This window comes from Pseudomonas sp. TWR1-1-4, assembly GCF_049897165.1.
Classification (GTDB): Bacteria; Pseudomonadota; Gammaproteobacteria; order Pseudomonadales; family Pseudomonadaceae; genus Aquipseudomonas; species Aquipseudomonas canadensis.
In genome coordinates this window covers 539,270-557,947 of record NZ_JAFCVS010000006.1, presented here as the reverse complement: position 1 = coordinate 557,947, position 18,678 = coordinate 539,270, and the positions used below count along the sequence as shown (strand labels likewise).

The window sequence follows — 18,678 nt, the reverse complement described above, 5'->3', positions numbered from 1 at the left end:
GAGGGAGCCCGCTCCGTCGCCACCGGTTTCATCAGAACAACTTACGCTGCACCGCCTCATCCAGCGTACTGCGCGTCAACGCTTCGACCACTTCCCGCGTGTCGGTCTGGAACGGCAGGCCCACGATCAACACCAGGTGCACCCAGGTGCGCACCGACTCACTCTTTTTGACCCGGCCCAATTCCTTGCCGTCCTTGTCCTTGAACACCGTTTCAAGGGTGAAGATGTTCTTTGCGGTGGTGGGGATGATGCAGAACGTGAAGCCGGTGATGAACGCCGACACCGGGCTGTACTCTTCATTGTTGTGCAGCGTGGCATCCACATAGAGGTCCGAGTCGACCTTGTCGGTGCTGACCCGCGAAAAGCGATTGGACTGTTGGAAAGTGTCGGACACCGCCTTTTCCCACAGTACGACCGGGGCCCCGACCGCCGCATTGCCCGGGCCGCCGTTGACGTGGTTTTGCGCCGTGGTGCGCACATACACCGTCGGTTTTTGCGCCGGCGCGTTAGCCGTCGGAGGCCAGGTCTGGACCGCTGGCAGTTCGTGTTGTGAGTAGGACACACAGCCGGTCAGCAAGACGGCCGCGAGTACCAGGCAGTGTTTGATCAATCCTTTCATGTGTTGCTCCTGAAACTAAGGTTTCGCCAGGTTGGCGGTAGCGGTGTCGAGCAGTTGCGTGACCAGTTTGGTCAGTTGCTGGCCGCCCATCGACGGCGCCCAGTACTGGCCGCTGTACAACCCGACGTTGTGTTCGAACTTGATCGACTCCTTCGCCGACGCCAGTTCTTTGCCATCGCGATCGACGATGACCAGGTCGCCGGCGACGTCAAAGCTGTCGACGTAGATCGGTCCGTTGACCCAGATCCAAATGGTCAGCGTCAGCAGCGCGCCGGGTACATAGGCCGGGTGCGGGGCGCGATGCCCCTTGAGGGAAGTCATATTGAATTTGAGGGTGACGTCGTGTTCGCCCAGGCGTACCGGATACTCGGTCACCTGCTTGAAATAGCCCGCCGAGCGTACGTACTGATTGATCTGGGCCGTCAGGGAGCGGCTGATGGCCGTTTTGTTGGCCTCGTTGACGTCGCTGGCATTCACCGTCACATCGGCGACTTGGGCACTGCGCGCGCTGCTGACGGATGCTGGGTGGAGTGGGGCGCCGATAGGGCCGGTGACGGTGTAGGAAACACAGCCGGTCATCGACAACGCCGTCAGCAGGGCCGCAGCCCGAAGCAGTACTTTAAACACGCAATATCCCTATAAGTGAGCAGGCCAAGTCAGTGTCTCGACTGGGCGGCGGATAACTTGAGGCGTATTCGTCACTGCACGAAACCTGTCGAAACACCTTGAGAACCGCTCTCAACCCCGTAAAATGCCGCGATTGTTTAAAGCACGATACTTTTCAGGGACGAATTCAGACATGCGCATACTTGCCGTGTTTCTCGCGGCCTGCCTCATGGCGGGCTGTGCCTCCAAGCCGGACTACTACATCTCTCCGGCGCCGGTGACCATTCCCAAGACGGCTACTTACTGGCTCGACACCTTTGATGTTGAGGTGGTGGGCAAGAACGAACGCTTCCTGCCGGATGACAAAGTGCGCCAGCAACTGGGTGTCGATCTGGTCGACCGCCTGCTCAAGGCCAAGCGCTACGCCAGCAGCAAGGACAAGGCCGATTACCTGCTGGATGTGAACGTCATTTATACCCGGCGCATACAAGACACCCAAGGCGGTTTCATGACGGCCATCGTCGATGACAAGACCATCCTCGCCAGTGTCGACTTCAACTACCAGGTCAAGGTCAAGAAAGCCGGCGCCGAGGTGCTGCATTTCTCTCAGGTTCGCCAAGGGTTGATGCCAGGTGGGTACAAGGGCGACTGGCAGAACATGAAAACGATGGCCGGTGTGCTGACCAACTCTGGCAATTCCAGCGTCGAGACCTTCTACACCGGTTTATTGAGCCGATTCATCGTTGACGACCTTCGCGACATTCCGTCCCGCTAGCCTTAGCTGCCGCACCCGTTTTTCCACTTAGGAGCACCCTGTGAAAACACTGTCAAAAATCCTGCTGTCCGGCCTCACCGCCGCAGCGCTGTTGACCGTGGCCGGTTGCGCCACGGAGAGCAACCGCGCCATGCCGGTGGAACAAGTCGCCAGCGCCAACGTCGCCTATTCAGGCGTGCGTGTACCGATTGCCGTGGGTAAGTTCGACAACCGCTCCAGCTACATGCGCGGCATCTTCTCCGACGGCGTTGACCGCCTCGGCGGCCAGGCCAAGACCATCCTGATCACCCACCTGCAGCAGACCAACCGCTTCAGCGTGCTCGACCGCGACAACATGGGCGAGATCTCCCAGGAAGCCGCGATCAAAGGCACTGTGCAGAAGCTCAAGGGCGCTGACTACGTGGTGACGGGCGACGTGACCGAATTCGGCCGCAAAGAAACCGGCGACCGCCAGCTGTTTGGCATCCTTGGCCGTGGCAAGACCCAAGTGGCTTACGCCAAAGTCGCGTTGAATATCGTCAACATCAGCACCTCCGAAGTGGTGTATTCCACCCAGGGCGCCGGTGAGTACGCGCTGTCCAACCGTGAAGTGATCGGCTTCGGCGGCACCGCCAGCTACGACTCCACCCTCAATGGCAAGGTCCTCGACCTGGCCATGCGTGAAGCTATCAACCGCCTCGTCGACGGCATCAACGCCGGCGCCTGGAACCCACGCAACTGATCAGCAGCACCTCAAGGAGCAGTACAAGGATGAGCAAGGCAGTCAAGTTGGCGCTGGTGCTGACAGCAGTGGCGACGGTCGCGGGGTGCCAGACGGCGCCCCAACCCCTGTATCAGTGGGAAAGCTACCAGCCGCAGGTCTACGAGTACTTCAAGGGCGAGCCCAAGGAAGCGCAGGTCGAGGCGCTGGAGCGGGATCTGCAGAAGATCAACGCCAGTGGCCGCAAGGCCCCGCCGGGTTACCACGCCCACTTGGGCATGCTGTACCTGAGCATGGGCAAGGATGACCAGATGGTGCAGGAATTCCGCACCGAGAAGGCGCTGTTCCCTGAGTCCGCTGCGTACATGGATTTCCTGCTGAAAAACGCCAAGACTGGAGTCGCAACCAAATGAGCCTGTTGAAACTCACCGGCGCCTTGCTGGCCCTGGCCTTGCTCGGCGGTTGCGCGGCCCCCAAGACCATCGACTACACGGCGTACAAGCAGGCGCGGCCCAAGTCGATCCTGGTACTGCCGCCGCTCAATGAGTCGCCGGAAGTGCAGGCTTCCTACAGCATGGTCTCGCAAGTGACCTACCCGTTGGCCGAAGCCGGTTACTACGTGTTGCCGATTGCCCTGGTGGATGAAACCTTCCGCCAGAATGGCCTGACCACAGCCAACGATATCCAGGCCGTACCCCCGGCCAAGCTGCATGACATCTTTGGCGCGGATTCAGCGTTGTACATCACCGTGACTGATTACGGCACCAAGTACATGCTGATCTCCAGCGATACCTCCGTAACGGCCTCGGCCAAACTGGTCGACCTGCGCACCGGCACCACCCTGTGGACCGGTTCGGCGCATGCGTCCAGTGAGGAAGGCAACAACAACGGCGGCGGCATCGTCGGCATGCTGATCACGGCGGCGGTCAAGCAAGTGATCAACAGCTCCACCGACGCGGCGCACCCGATTGCCGGTATCACCAGTGCGCGCCTGCTGTCGCCGGGGCAGCGTGCGGGGATCCTGTACGGTCCGCGTAACCCGAAATACGGTACGGACTGATTGAGCGGTTCGGCAGGGCAGGTGTTTCTGTCCCGCCGAACGGTTTAACCCGAACAGCCAGCACCTTGCGTCTGACCTTGTGAACGGATCATTCATTCACGAGGTTTAGCCCATGTCCCGTCCTCTGCTCTTCCTGCGTCCTGCCGCCCAGGGCTTTGCGGTTACCTTGCTGGTGACGCTGACCGGTTGTGGGCTGTCCTCTTCCCATGATGTGGCCAAGCGTGACGAAGCGGCGCCTGTTTCCGAGTTGCAAAGCATCCCCGTGCAAGGCGCGTTAGCTAAACGCATGCCCATGCCCGCACCCATGAGCGCCAGAATGGTGATGCAGGAGTCCGCGGCGATGGATTACCGCAGCGAACCTCGCGAACACTACGAAAACCTGCCGGACAACCCGGTGCATCGCGTGGTTGAAACGCCGGTGTCTACCTTCAGTGTCGACGTCGACACCGGCAGTTACGCCAACGTAAGACGTTTCCTCAACCAAGGCAGCCTGCCGCCCGACGGAGCTGTACGACTGGAGGAAATGGTCAACTATTTCCCCTACCACTACGCGCTGCCCACCGACGGCTCGCCCTTTGGCGTGACCACCGAAGTCGCCTCCACACCTTGGAACCCTCACACACAATTGCTGCGCATCGGCATCAAGGCCTCCGACCGCGCCGTGGCGCAGTTGGCGCCGGCCAACCTTGTGTTCCTGGTGGATGTGTCCGGTTCCATGGATCGCCGCGAAGGCTTGCCACTGGTGAAAAGTACGCTGAAATTGCTGGTGGATCAGTTGCGTGAACAGGACCGCGTTTCATTGGTGGTCTACGCCGGGGAATCCCGTGTGGTACTCAAGCCCACGTCCGGACGGGACAAGGTGAAGATCCGCAACGCCATCGACCAACTCACTGCCGGCGGCTCAACGGCGGGCGCATCCGGCATCGAACTGGCCTACCAGATGGCCCGCGAAGGGTTTATCGACAAGGGCATCAACCGCATCCTGCTGGCGACCGACGGTGACTTCAACGTGGGTATCAGTGACTTCGACAGCCTCAAGCAGATGGCGGCTGAACAGCGTAAAAGCGGCGTGTCCCTCACCACCCTGGGGTTCGGTGTGGATAACTATAACGAACACCTGATGGAACAGCTGGCCGATGCGGGCGACGGTAACTACGCCTACATCGACAACCTTCGCGAGGCGCGCAAGGTACTGGTGGACCAACTCAGTTCGACCCTGGCGATTGTGGCTCGGGACGTGAAACTGCAGGTGGAATTCAACCCTGCGCGTGTCAGCGAATATCGCCTGCTGGGCTATGAAAACCGCGCCCTGAAGCGTGAGGATTTCAACAACGACAAGGTCGACGCGGGTGAAATTGGCGCAGGGCATACGGTCACGGCGTTGTACGAAATTGTGCCGAAGGGCCAGAAGGGTTGGCTGGAGCCCTTGCGCTACGCTGCTGCGTCGACCGCCGAAGATAAATCCACTGAGCTGGCGATGCTGCGTGTGCGCTACAAGCCTGCGGCGGGTGGTGAAAGCCAGCTGATCGAGCGGCCCATCAGTAATGAGTCCACCAAAGCCAGCGATGACCTGCGCTTCGCGGCAGCCGTGGCCGCTTTCGCCCAACAGCTCAAGGGCGATGGCCGCTACACTGGCAGCATGAGCCTGCAGGACACTGCCGCACTGGCCCGCTCAGCCCGAGGCAATGACCCGTTCGGCTTGCGTAACGAGTTCGTGCAACTGGTGGAGCTGGCTCAAAGCCTCAAACACTGAATTTGCCTGCAGCGTCGAACCAATGTGGGAGCTGGCTTGCCTGCGATAGCATCAATGCGGTGTGACTGAAACACCGAAGCGTCTGCATCGCGGGCAAGCCCGGCTCCCACAAGAAATCTGCATTGATCCATCGAAAGGAGTTCGCCACCTACATGGCCGTACCCGATGATTCACCCAGCGACGAAGCGCTGCTGGCCCGCTACCGAACCGGCGACAGCGCCGCGTTCGAAGCCCTGTACGCCCGGCACCGCCAGGGCTTGTACCGATTCCTCGTGTCCTTGAGCAACAAGGCCGAACTGGCCGAGGAAATCTACCAGGAGACCTGGCTCAGCCTGATCCGCAGCGCCACCCAGCCACAAGGCCGGGCGAGTTTTCGTACATGGTTGTTCCAGATCGCCCGCAACCGCCTGATCGATTACTGGCGCAAGCACGGCATCCACAACCCGCTGCACGACAGCTACGACGAGCAACTGCACGCCCAGGCCGACGACAGCGCCGGCCCCGAGCAGCAACTGAGCCTGAGCCGTGACCAGGCGCGGCTCGATGCTGCGCTGCAAGACTTGCCCGAAGACCAGCGCGAAGTCTTCCTGCTGCGCCTGCATGGCGACCTCGAAGTCCCGCAAATCGCCGCTCTCACCGGCACCCCGCTGGAAACCGTCAAAAGCCGCCTGCGTTACGCCCAGCAGAAACTGCGCCGCCTGCTGGCCGAGGAGATACCCGCATGACCGACTCCCGACACACCCCGGACCCCGACGACGTGCTGCTCCAGCACATGCGTCAACACAGCACCGGCGAACCGCCAGCGTCCCTCGACGCCTTCATCCTCAACGCCGCCCGCCGCGAAGCCCCGGCACCGCAACCGAACCTGTGGCAACGCTGGCTGCAAGCCTGCCAACGGCCACGCTGGCAGATGGCATTCGCCACCGTCGCAGGCTTGGCATTGATGATCGGCGTGGTGACGCGCGAACCCGTGCCGCAACCCGAAATCTCCACCGCGACCTTCTCTGCGCTGCATGAGCAAGCCGCCCCTGCCGCTGCGCCACCGATGTCTGCGCCCGCGCCCGTGGCCCGACTGGCCATCGCGCCTAAGGCCGAAAGTGCGCAAGTCATGGGCTCGATGGCGGATGAGTCGAGCGCCAAGCTCAGCAAGCGCGCGCCAGTGGTGTTGCCTTCGTTGGAGGAGGGGTTGCAGGAGATCCTCAACCTGCGTGAGGTTGGGGAGACCAGAGCGGCGGATGAGAAATTGTTGGCCTTGCATCAGCGCTTTCCTGAGGAGGACTTGCCGGCGCGGTTGGAGGCGTTGCAGAAACACTGAATCGTCGTCCACAAAAAAGCCCCAGGCCTTTCGACCTGGGGCTTTCTCATCATATCTGGTGCACCCGGCGGGATTCGAACCCACGACCCCTGCCTTCGGAGGGCAGTACTCTATCCAGCTGAGCTACGGATGCTTGTGCGGGCGACATCATACCCATGTCGACCTTGGGCGTCCATGCTGGTCTTTGGGCGTTTATACGTAGGAATTGGCCCCGCAGAGGCCCTGCGCCGGGTGCCGGTGATCGATGTGCTGGAACCTGGCTGAAACACGCTGATCAGAAAGTTTCGGCAAATGCGCCGTTTTCGTTCTTTTTTTCGAACAGACTATTGCCCTGCACCCCCATTGATCCTAGGATTCGTTTGAGATTTCAAACGCTCTGTCTCCCGCGCGCGCTTCCACTTCTCTTGCGCGCTGGGGCTGATTTCCCTGACGGCAGCCCACAAGGCGCCTTTCAACAACTCTAATTCGCTCCGCGTGCGCGCGGTGCTGTTAAGGAAAGCCGACATGCAGCTCAAAGATACCCAGTTGTTCCGCCAGCAAGCCTTTATCGATGGCGCTTGGGTCGATGCGGACAACGGTCAGACCATCAAGGTCAACAACCCGGCCACGGGTGAGATTCTCGGCACCGTGCCGAAGATGGGCGCCGCTGAAACACGCCGCGCCATCGAAGCCGCCGACAAGGCGCTACCGGCCTGGCGTGCACTGACCGCCAAGGAGCGCGCCAACAAGCTGCGCCGCTGGTTCGAACTGTTGATCGAAAACCAGGACGACCTCGGCCGCCTGATGACCCTCGAGCAAGGCAAACCACTGGCCGAAGCCAAGGGCGAAATTGTCTACGCCGCCTCCTTTATCGAGTGGTTCGCTGAAGAAGCCAAGCGCATCTACGGCGACGTGATTCCTGGCCACCAGCCTGACAAGCGCCTGATCGTGATCAAGCAGCCGATCGGCGTGACCGCTGCGATCACCCCGTGGAACTTCCCGGCCGCGATGATCACCCGTAAAGCCGGCCCGGCCCTGGCCGCCGGTTGCACCATGGTGATCAAGCCGGCTTCGCAAACGCCGTTCTCGGCCCTGGCCCTGGTTGAGCTGGCGCACCGTGCCGGTATCCCGAAAGGCGTGTTGAGCGTTGTGACCGGCAGCGCCGGCGACATCGGCGGCGAGCTGACCAGCAACCCGATCGTGCGCAAATTGTCCTTCACCGGCTCGACCGAAATCGGTCGCCAGCTGATGGCCGAATGCGCCAAGGACATCAAGAAAGTCTCCCTGGAACTGGGCGGCAACGCGCCGTTCATCGTGTTCGACGACGCGGACCTGGATAAAGCCGTCGAAGGCGCGATCATTTCCAAGTACCGCAACAACGGTCAGACCTGCGTCTGTGCCAACCGCCTGTACATTCAGGATTCGGTCTACGACGCCTTTGCCGAAAAACTCAAAGTGGCAGTCGCCAAGTTGAAGATCGGCAACGGTCTGGAAGACGGCACTACCACTGGCCCGCTGATCGACGAAAAAGCCGTGGCCAAGGTCCAGGAACACATTGCTGATGCCCTGAGCAAAGGCGCCAAGCTATTGGCCGGTGGCAAGGTGATGGAAGGCAACTTCTTCGAGCCGACTATCCTGGTCGACGTGCCGAAGGACGCTGCCGTGGCGAAGGAAGAAACCTTCGGCCCGCTGGCGCCGCTGTTCCGTTTCAAGGACGAAGCCGAAGTGATCGCGATGTCCAACGACACCGAGTTCGGCCTGGCCTCCTACTTCTATGCCCGCGACCTGGGCCGTGTGTTTCGTGTGGCCGAAGCCCTGGAATACGGCATGGTCGGCGTCAACACTGGGTTGATCTCCAACGAAGTGGCGCCGTTTGGCGGCATCAAGGCCTCGGGCCTGGGCCGTGAAGGCTCCAAGTACGGGATCGAGGATTACCTGGAAATCAAATACCTCTGCCTGGGCATCTAAGCTCAGCAAGAGATCGCAGCAAACGCAGAGGGCACGAGAGCGCTGACCCTTTGCGTGTTTCACCCCGTAATTCGTAGTGGCCGGGAAAGCTGTGGCAGTCGATCATCGCATGCTGCCGCAGTTGCCTCCCCGCCACGTATTCCTTGGACCACGCCACCCGATGAGTGGCGAATGAGGACTTTATGAGCAAGACCAACGCATCCCTGATGAAACGCCGCGAAGCCGCTGTCCCGCGCGGTGTTGGCCAGATTCACCCGATCTTCGCCGAATCCGCGAAGAACGCCACCGTGACCGACGTTGAAGGTCGCGAGTTCATCGACTTCGCCGGCGGTATCGCCGTGCTGAACACCGGCCACGTGCACCCGAAAATCATCGCGGCCGTGACCGAGCAACTGAACAAGCTGACGCACACCTGTTTCCAGGTACTGGCCTACGAGCCTTACGTGGAACTGTGCGAAAAAATCAACGCCAAGGTCCCAGGTGATTTCGCCAAGAAAACCCTGCTGGTCACCACCGGTTCCGAAGCCGTCGAAAACGCCGTGAAAATCGCCCGCGCCGCCACGGGCCGTGCCGGTGTGATTGCCTTTACCGGCGCCTACCACGGCCGCACCATGATGACCCTGGGTCTCACGGGTAAAGTCGTGCCTTATTCGGCCGGCATGGGCCTGATGCCAGGCGGCGTGTTCCGCGCGCTGTTCCCGAACGAACTGCACGGCGTGAGCGACGACGACGCCATCGCCAGCATCGAACGCATCTTCAAGAACGATGCCGAGCCGCGTGATATCGCTGCCATCATCATCGAGCCGGTGCAGGGCGAAGGTGGGTTCTACGTCGCGCCTAAATCCTTCATGAAGCGCCTGCGTGAACTGTGCGACAAGCACGGCATCCTGCTGATCGCTGACGAAGTGCAAACCGGTGCCGGCCGTACTGGTACTTTCTTCGCCATGGAGCAGATGGGCGTTGCCGCCGATCTGACCACCTTCGCCAAGTCCATCGCCGGCGGCTTCCCGCTGGCTGGTGTGTGCGGCAAGGCCGAGTACATGGACGCCATCGCGCCAGGCGGCCTGGGCGGCACCTACGCCGGTAGCCCGATCGCTTGCGCCGCGGCCCTGGCCGTGATGGAAGTGTTCGAAGAAGAGCACCTGCTGGACCGCTGCAAGGCTGTCGGCGAGCGTCTGGTGACCGGTCTGAAAGCTATCCAGGCCAAGTACCCGGTGATCGGCGAAGTGCGCGCTTTGGGCGCAATGATCGCGGTCGAGCTGTTCGAAGGTGGCGACAGCCACAAGCCAAACGCCGCTGCGGTTGCCGCCGTGGTAGCCAAGGCACGTGACAAGGGCCTGATCCTGTTGAGCTGCGGCACCTACGGCAACGTGTTGCGCGTACTGGTCCCGCTGACCTCGCCGGACGAGCAGTTGGACAAAGGCCTGGCGATCATCGAAGAGTGCTTCTCCGAGCTGTAAGCGGATGCTGACCTGATCGACAGAAAAAACCCGCTTCGGCGGGTTTTTTTATGCCCATTGCCGCACATTCAGGCCGTGTTCATTGTACGCAGGCGTCTGCATTGTCTAAGGTTGCAGCATTGCCGATGAAGCGTGCTGGATGACTGCTGTTGATTTACCCGCTGTACCCCGTGTGTTGATTGCCGAGGCGGACCCTTGGTCGCGGGATTTGCTCAAGCAAGTGCTGTTGAATGTGCGCTGCGACGCGCGGCTGGATGTGTGTGCCGATGGGCAACAGGCGGCGACGTTGCTGCGAGAGAAAGCCTACGATCTGATCCTGGCCGATTGGGAGCTGCCGGGTGTCGACGGCTTGAGCCTGTTGCGCACTGTACGCCAGAAGCGTCGCTCGCCCGGTCTGCCGTTCATTCTGCTGAGCAGTCGCAATGACAGCGCCAGCGTGCGCGAAGCCTTGCCACTGGCGCCCACGGCGTACCTGACCAAACCCCTGAACATGGAAGGCCTGACCCAGCGCCTGCAAGACCTGCTGCTCAATGAAGGCGAAACGGTGTACTGCGAGATTCCGCCGCTGGCGCCGGGCATGACCTTGCCGGTGTTCCTTGAGCGCCGCCGCGAAGCGTCCGATGGCGCACCCTTGCGAGTCGATGTGAAAGCCGCCGTGCAACACAGTCTCGGCCCCGATGGCTTGGACCTCAAGCGCCTGGAAGACCAGGTGCGCATGGACCCGCAAATCACCGCCGTGCTGATCGCCGCCGCCAACAGCGCCGGCCATCACGGTACCCCCGTGCAAACCTTGCCTGCTGCATTGCAAAAACTGGTGCCGGGGCAAAGCATGAACCTTATTCTTGGCCTGGCGCTCAAGCACAACGTGGTGTTGGGCGACCCGGCCTTGGTGGCCTATGCGGAGCGCCATTGGCAGTTGTCCCAGGACACCGCCGACTACGCTCGGCGGCTGGCACGCATGCTGGAGTTGGACCACGAACGCTGCTACAGCGCTGGTATCCTCCATCGGCTCGGTGACCTGGCGCTGTTGCGCTGCCTGGAAGATTGGCGCCAGGGCGGTGGTGCATTGGATGAGGAAGCGATTGGTGAGTCGCTCTACACCTTCGGCGCAGCCTATGGTTCGGCACTGCGCGCACGTTGGCGTTTGCCGCTGGAACTGCGCCAGTTGATCGCGGCGACTTACTCGTTGGAGGGCGGTGTGTATGCCAGGGATGCATTGGTGGTGAACCTGGCGGCGCAGATGGCGCGTTTGACTGAGCATGAAGGTTTGGAAGCGCTGGCCAGGGGCAAGACTGCGCGATTGCTCAAGGTCGGCTTGGCGGAACTGACGCGGATCCGCAAGGCCTGATGTCCACACCGAACCCCTGTAGGAGCTGGCTTGCCAGTGATAGCAGTGGAGGCTGACACACCGCCATCGCTGGCAAGCCAGCTCCTACAGGGTGATCGGTGTTAGCCCGCTATGACACGGTTCTTGCCCTGGCGCTTGGCCTCGTACATCGCTGCATCGGCGCGGGCGAACAGGCTGTCCAGTGTCGAGTCTTGTTCGGTGAGGCTGGCCAGTCCCTGACTGATAGTCACGCTGAAAACCTGGCCTTCATAGCTGAAACTCAGTTCCTGAATTTCCCTGCCCAGCCGCTCCGCCACTTGCAAGGCCATCTCCGGCGCGCAACCGGGCAGGACGGCTGCGAATTCTTCGCCGCCAATGCGCCCGAACAGGTCGCCACGGCGCAATACCCCGCGACCGCTCTCGGCGATGCGGCGCAACACCTGATCACCTTCCAGGTGGCCATAGCTGTCGTTGACGTCCTTGAAGTCATCGATGTCCAGCAGCAGGAAAGCCAACGGCGCACCTTGGGCACAGGCCGTATCGAAGGCCTGGTTGGCGCATTCGAAGAAGTGCCGGCGGTTGCTGCTCTGGGTCAGCACGTCGGTGGTGGCCAGACGGTGCAGTTCCAGCTCCAGTTGTTTCTTTTCAGTGATGTCTTCGGCCATGCCCACCACGATCAACGGTTCGCCGGGTTCGACCTGCTGGTTGATGTAGCACTTGTCGCTCAGCCAGCGGATCTGCCCGTCGGCGGTGATGATGCGATACTCGCGGTCCTCCACGGCACCCTGTTCCAGCACGCGGGCCAGGCTGTGCTCGGCGTAGTCGAGGTCTTCGGGGTGAATACTGTTGCGCCATTCCCGATGGTCGGCCAGCAGCAGTCCGGCGGAACGTCCGAAAACGCGTTCATAGGCCGGGCTCACGTACAGCACGCGGCGCGTTTCCCAATCGATGGCCCACAGCACGGCGTTCACGCTCACCAGCATCGAACTCAACAGCTGTTCGCGCTCGCTCAACCGCTCGACTTCACCCTGGGCATGCACCAGCGCCAACAGGGTCGCGGCGGCAGCCGGACGCGGATGTTCAGCGGTGGGAGGATCGGGCAAGTATGGATTTTCGTGAACCATCGGCACAACTCTCTCTGGGCGCGCCGCAAGTTGGAACAGCGGTCACTACAAGGGGCCACCATGATGGCGAAGTGTTCATTGAGAGAGGCGAATTGCAGTGAAGTTCCGTCAACAGGACCGATTGCCGGTGTCCGAGAAATGACGCCAAAAAGCCGATGGCTGGGAGGGCAGGCCCTCCCAGCGCACTGTCAGACCGCTGCAGGACGCAGTGAATAGGTCTTCAATTGGTGGGCAAAATCCCGCAGGGACTGGATGCCGCTGGCCTCGGCCTCATGCACCCATTCCTTGATGGCCGCGAGCATATCGTGGCCATTGGAACTGGTCTTCAGCCAGATCTGCTGCAGCGCCAGGCGCTTTTCGTAGATCACTTTCAGCGCCTGGCTGTGTTCCAGCATGCTCTGGATACGCACATGGTGGCGGTCATCCAGCAAACTGGTTTCTCGCGATAACAGGCGCTTGGCACGGTGGAATTGGTGGCGAACGGAGTGATCGACCTTTTCCAGCTCCTGCTTGACCAATGGGGCGATCACCAACTTGCGGTACTGGGCCATGATCTGGAAACGGTTATTGAGGATCGCCATGGCGGTGTCCATGTCCAGATGACCCTTGCCTTCCACACGGTGGGCGATGGGCGCGACGCGTTGCACCTTGGCCAGGCGCAGGAAGCTGAAGACTTTGATCCATGCCCAGCCCATGTCGAATTCCCACTTCTTCACCGACAGCTTGGCGGAGTTGGGGTAGGTGTGATGGTTGTTATGCAGCTCTTCGCCACCGACGATGATGCCCCACGGCACCAGGTTGGTCGCCGCGTCACGGCATTCGAAATTGCGATAACCCACGGCATGCCCCAGGCCGTTGATCACGCCGGCGGCCCAGAACGGGATCCACATCATCTGGATCGCCCAGATGGTGATGCCGATGGTGCCGAACAGCAGCAGGTCGATCACGCCCATGATCGCCACGCCCAGCAACGGGTAGGGCGTGTAGATTTTGCGTTCGATCCAGTCTTCCGGGCAGTTCTTGCCGTAGATGCGCAAAGTCTCGGAGTTTTCGGCCTCGGCGCGGTACAGCTCGGCACCTTTGCGCATCACGGTGGACAAGCCCTTGATGACCGGGCTGTGCGGGTCGTCGACGGTTTCGCACTTGGCGTGGTGCTTGCGGTGAATGGCGGTCCACTCGCGGGTGTTCTGCGCCGTGGTCAGCCACAGCCAGAAGCGGAAGAAGTGTTTCAGGCCGGCATTGAGCTCCAGGGAGCGATGGGCTGAATAACGATGCAGATAGACCGTGACCGCAACGATGGTCACGTGGGTCATCAACAGAGTGACCGCCACCAGTTGCCAGGCTGACAGGTCAAGAAAACCGTTGTACCACATAGGCTGTATGGCCCTCAGATAAAGAAAAGAACAGCTCACGCATTATCACTAAGCCTACAGAGAAAACCAGCCGCCCTTTCAGATAGGAGTGACTGGATGTTTCTTATTCTATAATCCGCAGCCTTTGTAGGGCGATTCTGTTTTTTGGTAAGGATTACTGACCATATGCTGTTTTCATACCGAGGTGCCCTGCGTGCTGGGCTGGTATACCTGCTGGTTTCCGTTCTGTGGATCGGCGTAACCCAGCGCGTATTGATCGAGTTTCTCGATAACCCGAGTGAGCTTACCCACTGGCTGCAGGTGCGCGGCTATGTGTGGGTGGCGCTCAGCGCCCTAGCGATTTACCTGATCTGCGCCCGGTTTGCCCGGGCCAACCAGCTGCAACAGCCCCTGAAAGAAAACCGTGAACGCCTGCGCCAGGCCGCCGCCGTGTTCGATTGCACTCGCGAAGGCGTGTTGGTCACCGACGCACAGGGGCTGATCGTGCACGTCAACCGGGCGTTCATGGAGATCACCGGCTACAGCCGCGAAGACGTCATGGGGCATCAGCCCAGCCTGTTCAAATCCGGTCGCCATTCGTCGAATTTCTACCAACAGATGTTCCAGAGCCTGGAACGCACCGGCGAATGGAGCGGTGAAATCTGGAACCGACGCAAAAGCGGTGAGATTTATCCACAGTGGCAAACCATTCGGGTGATTCACGATGACCAGGGCAAGGTCAGCCATTATGTGGCGGTGTTTTCCGACATCAGCGCCATCAAGGACTCCGAGCACGAACTGGCCCACCTCGCGCACCACGATCCGCTGACCGACTTGCCCAACCGCCTGCTATTCACCGACCGCGCCGAGCAGGCGCTGGCCTCGGCGCAGATCCACAAGCGTGGCTGCGCCTTGCTGTTGCTGGACCTGGACCACTTCAAGATCATCAACGACAGCCTGGGCCATAACGTCGGAGACCAATTGCTCAAGCTGGTGGGCGAGCGGCTCAAGGCACTGTTTGGCCCCGGCGTGACCCTGGCGCGCTTGGGTGGAGATGAATTCGCCGTACTGGCGGAAAGTTGTCCACAGGTGGCCCAGGCGGCGGGTCTGGCGCAGCGCATGCTGGAGGCGATGAAACAGCCCTTCATCTTTGATGGCCACCAGTTGTTTATCAGCGCCAGCATCGGGATCAGCCTGTTCCCCAACGATGCCCTGAGCGCCGAGCAATTGCTGCGTAACGCCGACTCCGCGCTGTTCAAGGCCAAGAGCGCCGGGCGCGAAGGCTACGCCTTGTACACCGAGGAACTGACTGCCCACGCGCAGAATCGCGTGGAAGTCGCCAGCGAACTGCGCCGCGCCCTCGAACAGCAGGAACTCTGCGTCTATTACCAACCCGTGCACGATCTGCACAATAGCCGTCTGATCGGCGTCGAAGCGCTGGTGCGCTGGCAGCATCCGGAACGCGGCCTGGTGCCGCCGGGGGAATTTATCCCGATCGCCGAGCGCACCGGGTTGATTGCCGAGATTGATGCCTGGGTGATGGACCAGGCGTGTCGGCAGATGTGCCAATGGCTGGCCGAGGGGGCACCGTTGAGTTTTATCGCCATCAATGTGTCTAGCCGCCTGTTTGCGCGGCGTGAGCTGTATGAACAGGTCGCCCAGGTGTTGCATGACACGGGCCTGGATCCGGCCTTTCTCGAGCTGGAAGTCACCGAAAGCGCTGTTATGGAAGACCCGGAGGTCGCGCTGGAGCAGATGCACCGTCTCCGAGAGTTGGGGCTGCGCCTGGCGATCGATGATTTTGGCACCGGTTACTCGTCACTGCTGCGCCTCAAGCGCCTGCCGGTGCAGAAGCTCAAGATCGACCAGGGCTTTGTTGCCGGTCTGCCCTGGGACGAAGATGACGCGGCCATCGTGCGCGTGGTGATCGCCCTCGCTAAAAGCATGGGCATGCAGGTGCATGCCGAGGGGATCGAGCAGGTTGAACAGGCGCGGTTTCTGTTGGATCAGGACTGCGATATGGGGCAGGGGTATTGGTTTGGCCGGCCGATGCCGGCCCACGAAATTGATTGGCACCGAGCCCCCCCAATCCAGACCTGAAATGCAGTCAAAAGGTGGGAGCGGGCTTGCCCGCGAATGCGGTGCATCAGTTAACACATTTTTAGCTGACACACCGCTTTCGCGGGCAAGCCCGCTCCCACATTTGGATCTTCTCTAGGCTTTATTTACGTACTTGGGCACCAAACCCGCACGCAACCCCACGTTCCACCAGAAAATTCTTTCTGGTTATATAAACATTCTTAAATAGTATTTTTAAGAATATCCGCGCTTATCTACTATCGCTCTCACGCCGCAAGCAGTGCCGCCACTGCGAGGCACTATTCATTTCAGGAGCGAGACCATGAGCGCATCTTTACGTAGCGTCGACGGCCAGGACGAAGCAGCCATTTTGCGTGAGATCCAGAGCGCCTTGCGCGATCTGCGGTTTGGCGCGGTGGAAATTACTGTGCACAACGCTCAAGTGGTACAGATCGAACGCAAAGAAAAATTCCGTTTGCAGAACCCGGGTAACAAACCGAGCTAAGCACTGACGGCGATAGACCCGCACTTAATAAGAAAAAGCCAACACCCCAGAATTTCAGGAGCTTCTATGTCGTCGATTCGCCGTTATGCCCTGGCCGCCCTGGCCAGCGCCGTGTTTGCAGGTTCCGCCGTTGCCAAGGACTACGAGTTGCTCAACGTCTCGTACGATCCGACCCGTGAGCTGTACCAGGACTACAACGCTGAGTTCACCAACTTTTGGAAACAGTCCCACCCCGGTGACAACGTCAAGATCCAGCAATCCCACGGTGGTTCGGGCAAGCAAGGCCGCGCTGTGATCGACGGCCTGCGCGCCGACGTGGTCACCCTGGCCCTGGCCGGTGACATCGACGAAATCGCCAAGCTGGGCAAGACCCTGCCGGAAAACTGGCAGACCCGCCTGCCAGACGCCAGCACCCCGTACACTTCGACCATCGTGTTTCTGGTGCGCAAGGGCAACCCTAAAGGCATCAAGGACTGGGGCGACCTGATCAAGAAAGACGTGTCCGTGATTACCCCGAACCCGAAAACCTCCGGCGGCGCCCGCTGGAACTTCCTCGCCGCCTGGGCCTACGGCCTGAAAACCGGTGGCAGCGAAGCCAAGGCCCAGGAATACGTGAAAGAGCTGTTCAAGCACGTGCCTGTGCTGGACACCGGTGCTCGCGGCTCGACCATCACCTTCGTCAACAACGGTCAGGGTGACGTGTTGCTGGCCTGGGAAAACGAAGCCTTCCTGGCCCTGAAAGAAGACGGTGGTGCTGACAAGTTCGATATCGTCGTGCCTTCCCTGTCGATCCTCGCGGAGCCGCCAGTGGCCGTGGTCGACAAGAATGCCGAGAAAAAGGGTAACACCGAGATCGCCACCGAATACCTTAAACACCTGTACAGCCCGGCTGGCCAGGAGATTGCGGCGAAGAACTTCTACCGCCCACGCGATGCAAAAGTGGCCGCCAAATACGCCCAGCAGTTCCCGAAACTGGACCTGGTGACTATCGACAAAGACTTCGGCGGCTGGAAAACTGCCCAACCGAAATTCTTTAACGACGGTGGCGTGTTCGACCAGATTTACACCGCGCAGTAAACGCATACCCCTGTAGGAGCTGGCTTGCCAGCGATGAGGCCAGAGAGAACACTGCAAGCCTCAAGGGCCCCATCGCCGGCAAGCCGGCTCCTACAATTAGAGCCCGCATTCACCTGCGGGTTTTGTGTGTCAGTTCCCTTAACCAAGGACTCTTATGTCGCGTCGTATCTCCCCCGTCATACCCGGCTTCGGGCTGACGCTGGGCTACACCGTGGTGTACCTCAGCCTGATCGTACTCATCCCCCTCGCGGCGATGTTTGTACACGCCGCTCAACTTACCTGGGATCAGTTCTGGAACATCATCTCCGCACCGCGCGTGCTGGCTGCGTTGCAACTGAGCTTCAGCACCGCGCTGTACGCCGCGCTGATCAACGGCGTAATCGGTACGCTACTGGCCTGGGTGCTGGTGCGCTACACCTTCCCCGGCCGCAAGATCATCGATGCGATGATCGACCTGCCGTTCGCCCTGCCCACCGCCGTTGCCGGTATCGCGTTGACCGCGCTGTACACGCCTAACGGCCTGGTCGGCCAGTTCGCCGCCGACCTGGGCTTCAAGATCGCCTACACCCCGCTGGGTATCACCCTGGCGCTGACCTTCGTCACGCTGCCGTTCGTGGTGCGCACGGTGCAGCCGGTACTGGCCGATATCCCCCGGGAAGTCGAAGAAGCCGCTGCCTGCCTGGGCGCCAAGCCGTTGCAGGTGTTCCGTCACATCCTGGTGCCCGCGTTGCTGCCTGCCTGGTTGACCGGTTTCGCCCTGGCGTTCGCGCGTGGTGTCGGTGAGTACGGCTCGGTGATCTTCATCGCCGGCAACATGCCGATGAAAACCGAGATCCTGCCGCTGCTGATCATGGTCAAGCTCGACCAATACGACTACCGCGGCGCCACGTCCATCGGCGTGCTGATGCTGGTGGTTTCCTTTGTCCTGCTGCTGCTGATCAACTTGTTGCAGCGGCGCATCGAACGTCCATAAGGAGGC

General features: G+C 60.6%; 18 protein-coding genes and 1 tRNA gene. 14 read left to right on the top strand and 5 right to left on the bottom strand.

What is annotated here, in order from left to right; translation table 11 throughout:
* Nucleotides 1-31 precede the first annotated feature (31 nt).
* Entirely contained in the window at nucleotides 32-619 is a 588-nt protein-coding gene (locus ACP7C6_RS21760) for a hypothetical protein (RefSeq protein WP_068937705.1), read from the bottom strand.
* Nucleotides 620-634: 15 nt separating this feature from the next.
* The gene (locus tag ACP7C6_RS21755) at nucleotides 635-1,246 is read right to left on the bottom strand and encodes a hypothetical protein (RefSeq protein WP_028615239.1); all 612 of its coding nucleotides are present in this window, start codon (nucleotides 1,244-1,246) and stop codon (nucleotides 635-637) included.
* A gap of 172 nt (nucleotides 1,247-1,418) precedes the next feature.
* Between ACP7C6_RS21755 and ACP7C6_RS21750 the strand changes: the two genes are divergently transcribed.
* The 7 genes from ACP7C6_RS21750 to ACP7C6_RS21720 all read left to right on the top strand — a co-directional run bounded on the left by ACP7C6_RS21750 (nucleotide 1,419) and on the right by ACP7C6_RS21720 (nucleotide 6,828).
* Entirely contained in the window at nucleotides 1,419-2,000 is a 582-nt protein-coding gene (locus tag ACP7C6_RS21750) for a hypothetical protein (RefSeq protein ID WP_426109221.1), read from the top strand.
* A 40-nt stretch (nucleotides 2,001-2,040) separates the two neighbouring features.
* The gene (locus ACP7C6_RS21745; RefSeq protein ID WP_010214228.1) at nucleotides 2,041-2,721 is read left to right on the top strand and encodes a CsgG/HfaB family protein; all 681 of its coding nucleotides are present in this window, start codon (nucleotides 2,041-2,043) and stop codon (nucleotides 2,719-2,721) included.
* Nucleotides 2,722-2,750: 29 nt separating this feature from the next.
* The gene (locus ACP7C6_RS21740) at nucleotides 2,751-3,113 is read left to right on the top strand and encodes a DUF4810 domain-containing protein (protein WP_028615241.1); all 363 of its coding nucleotides are present in this window, start codon (nucleotides 2,751-2,753) and stop codon (nucleotides 3,111-3,113) included.
* Nucleotides 3,110-3,760 carry a DUF799 domain-containing protein gene (locus ACP7C6_RS21735; protein WP_028615242.1) on the top strand — a complete coding sequence of 217 codons (651 nt, stop codon included), beginning with the start codon at nucleotides 3,110-3,112 and terminating at the stop codon, nucleotides 3,758-3,760. The genes ACP7C6_RS21740 and ACP7C6_RS21735 overlap by 4 nt, the downstream gene beginning before the upstream one ends.
* 112 nt (nucleotides 3,761-3,872) lie before the next feature.
* Nucleotides 3,873-5,513 (top strand): vWA domain-containing protein, encoded by a 1,641-nt coding sequence (locus ACP7C6_RS21730; RefSeq protein ID WP_426109220.1) that lies wholly within the window; start codon nucleotides 3,873-3,875, stop codon nucleotides 5,511-5,513.
* A gap of 152 nt (nucleotides 5,514-5,665) precedes the next feature.
* Complete coding sequence (locus ACP7C6_RS21725) at nucleotides 5,666-6,238, top strand: RNA polymerase sigma factor (protein WP_028615244.1); 573 nt, start codon at nucleotides 5,666-5,668, stop codon at nucleotides 6,236-6,238.
* The gene (locus ACP7C6_RS21720; RefSeq protein WP_426109219.1) at nucleotides 6,235-6,828 is read left to right on the top strand and encodes a hypothetical protein; all 594 of its coding nucleotides are present in this window, start codon (nucleotides 6,235-6,237) and stop codon (nucleotides 6,826-6,828) included. Before ACP7C6_RS21725 ends, ACP7C6_RS21720 begins: the two co-directional genes overlap by 4 nt.
* Before the next feature lie 56 nt (nucleotides 6,829-6,884).
* Here ACP7C6_RS21720 and ACP7C6_RS21715 read toward each other — a convergent pair.
* Nucleotides 6,885-6,961: transfer RNA gene (locus ACP7C6_RS21715), tRNA-Arg, on the bottom strand.
* 371 nt (nucleotides 6,962-7,332) lie between these two features.
* Between ACP7C6_RS21715 and gabD the strand changes: the two genes are divergently transcribed.
* The 3 genes from gabD (at nucleotide 7,333) to ACP7C6_RS21700 (ending at nucleotide 11,583) form a co-directional block, all read left to right on the top strand.
* Complete coding sequence (gene gabD / locus ACP7C6_RS21710) at nucleotides 7,333-8,775, top strand: NADP-dependent succinate-semialdehyde dehydrogenase (RefSeq protein ID WP_126569792.1); 1,443 nt, start codon at nucleotides 7,333-7,335, stop codon at nucleotides 8,773-8,775.
* A gap of 182 nt (nucleotides 8,776-8,957) precedes the next feature.
* Nucleotides 8,958-10,235: a 4-aminobutyrate--2-oxoglutarate transaminase gene (gabT, locus tag ACP7C6_RS21705; RefSeq protein ID WP_028615250.1), complete on the top strand. Its 1,278-nt coding sequence runs from the start codon at nucleotides 8,958-8,960 to the stop codon at nucleotides 10,233-10,235.
* Nucleotides 10,236-10,374: 139 nt separating this feature from the next.
* Nucleotides 10,375-11,583: an HDOD domain-containing protein gene (locus ACP7C6_RS21700; protein ID WP_236317838.1), complete on the top strand. Its 1,209-nt coding sequence runs from the start codon at nucleotides 10,375-10,377 to the stop codon at nucleotides 11,581-11,583.
* Between the two features lie 101 nt (nucleotides 11,584-11,684).
* Here ACP7C6_RS21700 and ACP7C6_RS21695 read toward each other — a convergent pair whose 3' ends face one another.
* Nucleotides 11,685-12,686, bottom strand: coding sequence for a sensor domain-containing diguanylate cyclase (locus ACP7C6_RS21695; protein WP_028615252.1), 1,002 nt, complete (start codon nucleotides 12,684-12,686; stop codon nucleotides 11,685-11,687).
* 188 nt (nucleotides 12,687-12,874) lie between these two features.
* On the bottom strand, nucleotides 12,875-14,059 hold the full coding sequence (gene desA / locus ACP7C6_RS21690; RefSeq protein WP_353631970.1) for a delta-9 fatty acid desaturase DesA: 1,185 nt from the start codon (nucleotides 14,057-14,059) through the stop codon (nucleotides 12,875-12,877).
* A 165-nt stretch (nucleotides 14,060-14,224) separates the two neighbouring features.
* On the opposite strand from desA, the gene dibA reads away from it, so the two are divergent.
* From dibA to cysT, 4 genes are all read left to right on the top strand, one after another.
* Nucleotides 14,225-16,138: a phosphodiesterase DibA gene (dibA, locus tag ACP7C6_RS21685; RefSeq protein WP_028615254.1), complete on the top strand. Its 1,914-nt coding sequence runs from the start codon at nucleotides 14,225-14,227 to the stop codon at nucleotides 16,136-16,138.
* Between the two features lie 301 nt (nucleotides 16,139-16,439).
* Nucleotides 16,440-16,622 (top strand): sulfur starvation response protein OscA, encoded by a 183-nt coding sequence (gene oscA / locus ACP7C6_RS21680; RefSeq protein WP_003170956.1) that lies wholly within the window; start codon nucleotides 16,440-16,442, stop codon nucleotides 16,620-16,622.
* Between the two features lie 66 nt (nucleotides 16,623-16,688).
* On the top strand, nucleotides 16,689-17,699 hold the full coding sequence (locus ACP7C6_RS21675; protein WP_028615255.1) for a sulfate ABC transporter substrate-binding protein: 1,011 nt from the start codon (nucleotides 16,689-16,691) through the stop codon (nucleotides 17,697-17,699).
* Between the two features lie 154 nt (nucleotides 17,700-17,853).
* On the top strand, nucleotides 17,854-18,672 hold the full coding sequence (cysT, locus tag ACP7C6_RS21670) for a sulfate ABC transporter permease subunit CysT (RefSeq protein ID WP_010214167.1): 819 nt from the start codon (nucleotides 17,854-17,856) through the stop codon (nucleotides 18,670-18,672).
* The last annotated feature ends 6 nt before the right edge of the window (nucleotides 18,673-18,678 follow it).

Excerpts from the sequence above, each read along its gene's own strand:
- ACP7C6_RS21760 (WP_068937705.1), bottom strand. The coding sequence starts at position 619 with ATGAAAGGATTGATCAAACACTGCCTGGTACTCGCGGCCGTCTTGCTG.
- ACP7C6_RS21750 (WP_426109221.1), top strand. The coding sequence starts at position 1,419 with ATGCGCATACTTGCCGTGTTTCTCGCGGCCTGCCTCATGGCGGGCTGT.
- ACP7C6_RS21740 (WP_028615241.1), top strand. The coding sequence starts at position 2,751 with ATGAGCAAGGCAGTCAAGTTGGCGCTGGTGCTGACAGCAGTGGCGACG.
- ACP7C6_RS21735 (WP_028615242.1), top strand. The coding sequence starts at position 3,110 with ATGAGCCTGTTGAAACTCACCGGCGCCTTGCTGGCCCTGGCCTTGCTC.
- ACP7C6_RS21730 (WP_426109220.1), top strand. The coding sequence starts at position 3,873 with ATGTCCCGTCCTCTGCTCTTCCTGCGTCCTGCCGCCCAGGGCTTTGCG.
- ACP7C6_RS21725 (WP_028615244.1), top strand. The coding sequence starts at position 5,666 with ATGGCCGTACCCGATGATTCACCCAGCGACGAAGCGCTGCTGGCCCGC.
- ACP7C6_RS21720 (WP_426109219.1), top strand. The coding sequence starts at position 6,235 with ATGACCGACTCCCGACACACCCCGGACCCCGACGACGTGCTGCTCCAG.
- gabD (WP_126569792.1), top strand. The coding sequence starts at position 7,333 with ATGCAGCTCAAAGATACCCAGTTGTTCCGCCAGCAAGCCTTTATCGAT.
- gabT (WP_028615250.1), top strand. The coding sequence starts at position 8,958 with ATGAGCAAGACCAACGCATCCCTGATGAAACGCCGCGAAGCCGCTGTC.
- ACP7C6_RS21700 (WP_236317838.1), top strand. The coding sequence starts at position 10,375 with ATGACTGCTGTTGATTTACCCGCTGTACCCCGTGTGTTGATTGCCGAG.
- ACP7C6_RS21695 (WP_028615252.1), bottom strand. The coding sequence starts at position 12,686 with ATGGTTCACGAAAATCCATACTTGCCCGATCCTCCCACCGCTGAACAT.
- desA (WP_353631970.1), bottom strand. The coding sequence starts at position 14,059 with ATGTGGTACAACGGTTTTCTTGACCTGTCAGCCTGGCAACTGGTGGCG.
- dibA (WP_028615254.1), top strand. The coding sequence starts at position 14,225 with ATGCTGTTTTCATACCGAGGTGCCCTGCGTGCTGGGCTGGTATACCTG.
- oscA (WP_003170956.1), top strand. The coding sequence starts at position 16,440 with ATGAGCGCATCTTTACGTAGCGTCGACGGCCAGGACGAAGCAGCCATT.
- ACP7C6_RS21675 (WP_028615255.1), top strand. The coding sequence starts at position 16,689 with ATGTCGTCGATTCGCCGTTATGCCCTGGCCGCCCTGGCCAGCGCCGTG.
- cysT (WP_010214167.1), top strand. The coding sequence starts at position 17,854 with ATGTCGCGTCGTATCTCCCCCGTCATACCCGGCTTCGGGCTGACGCTG.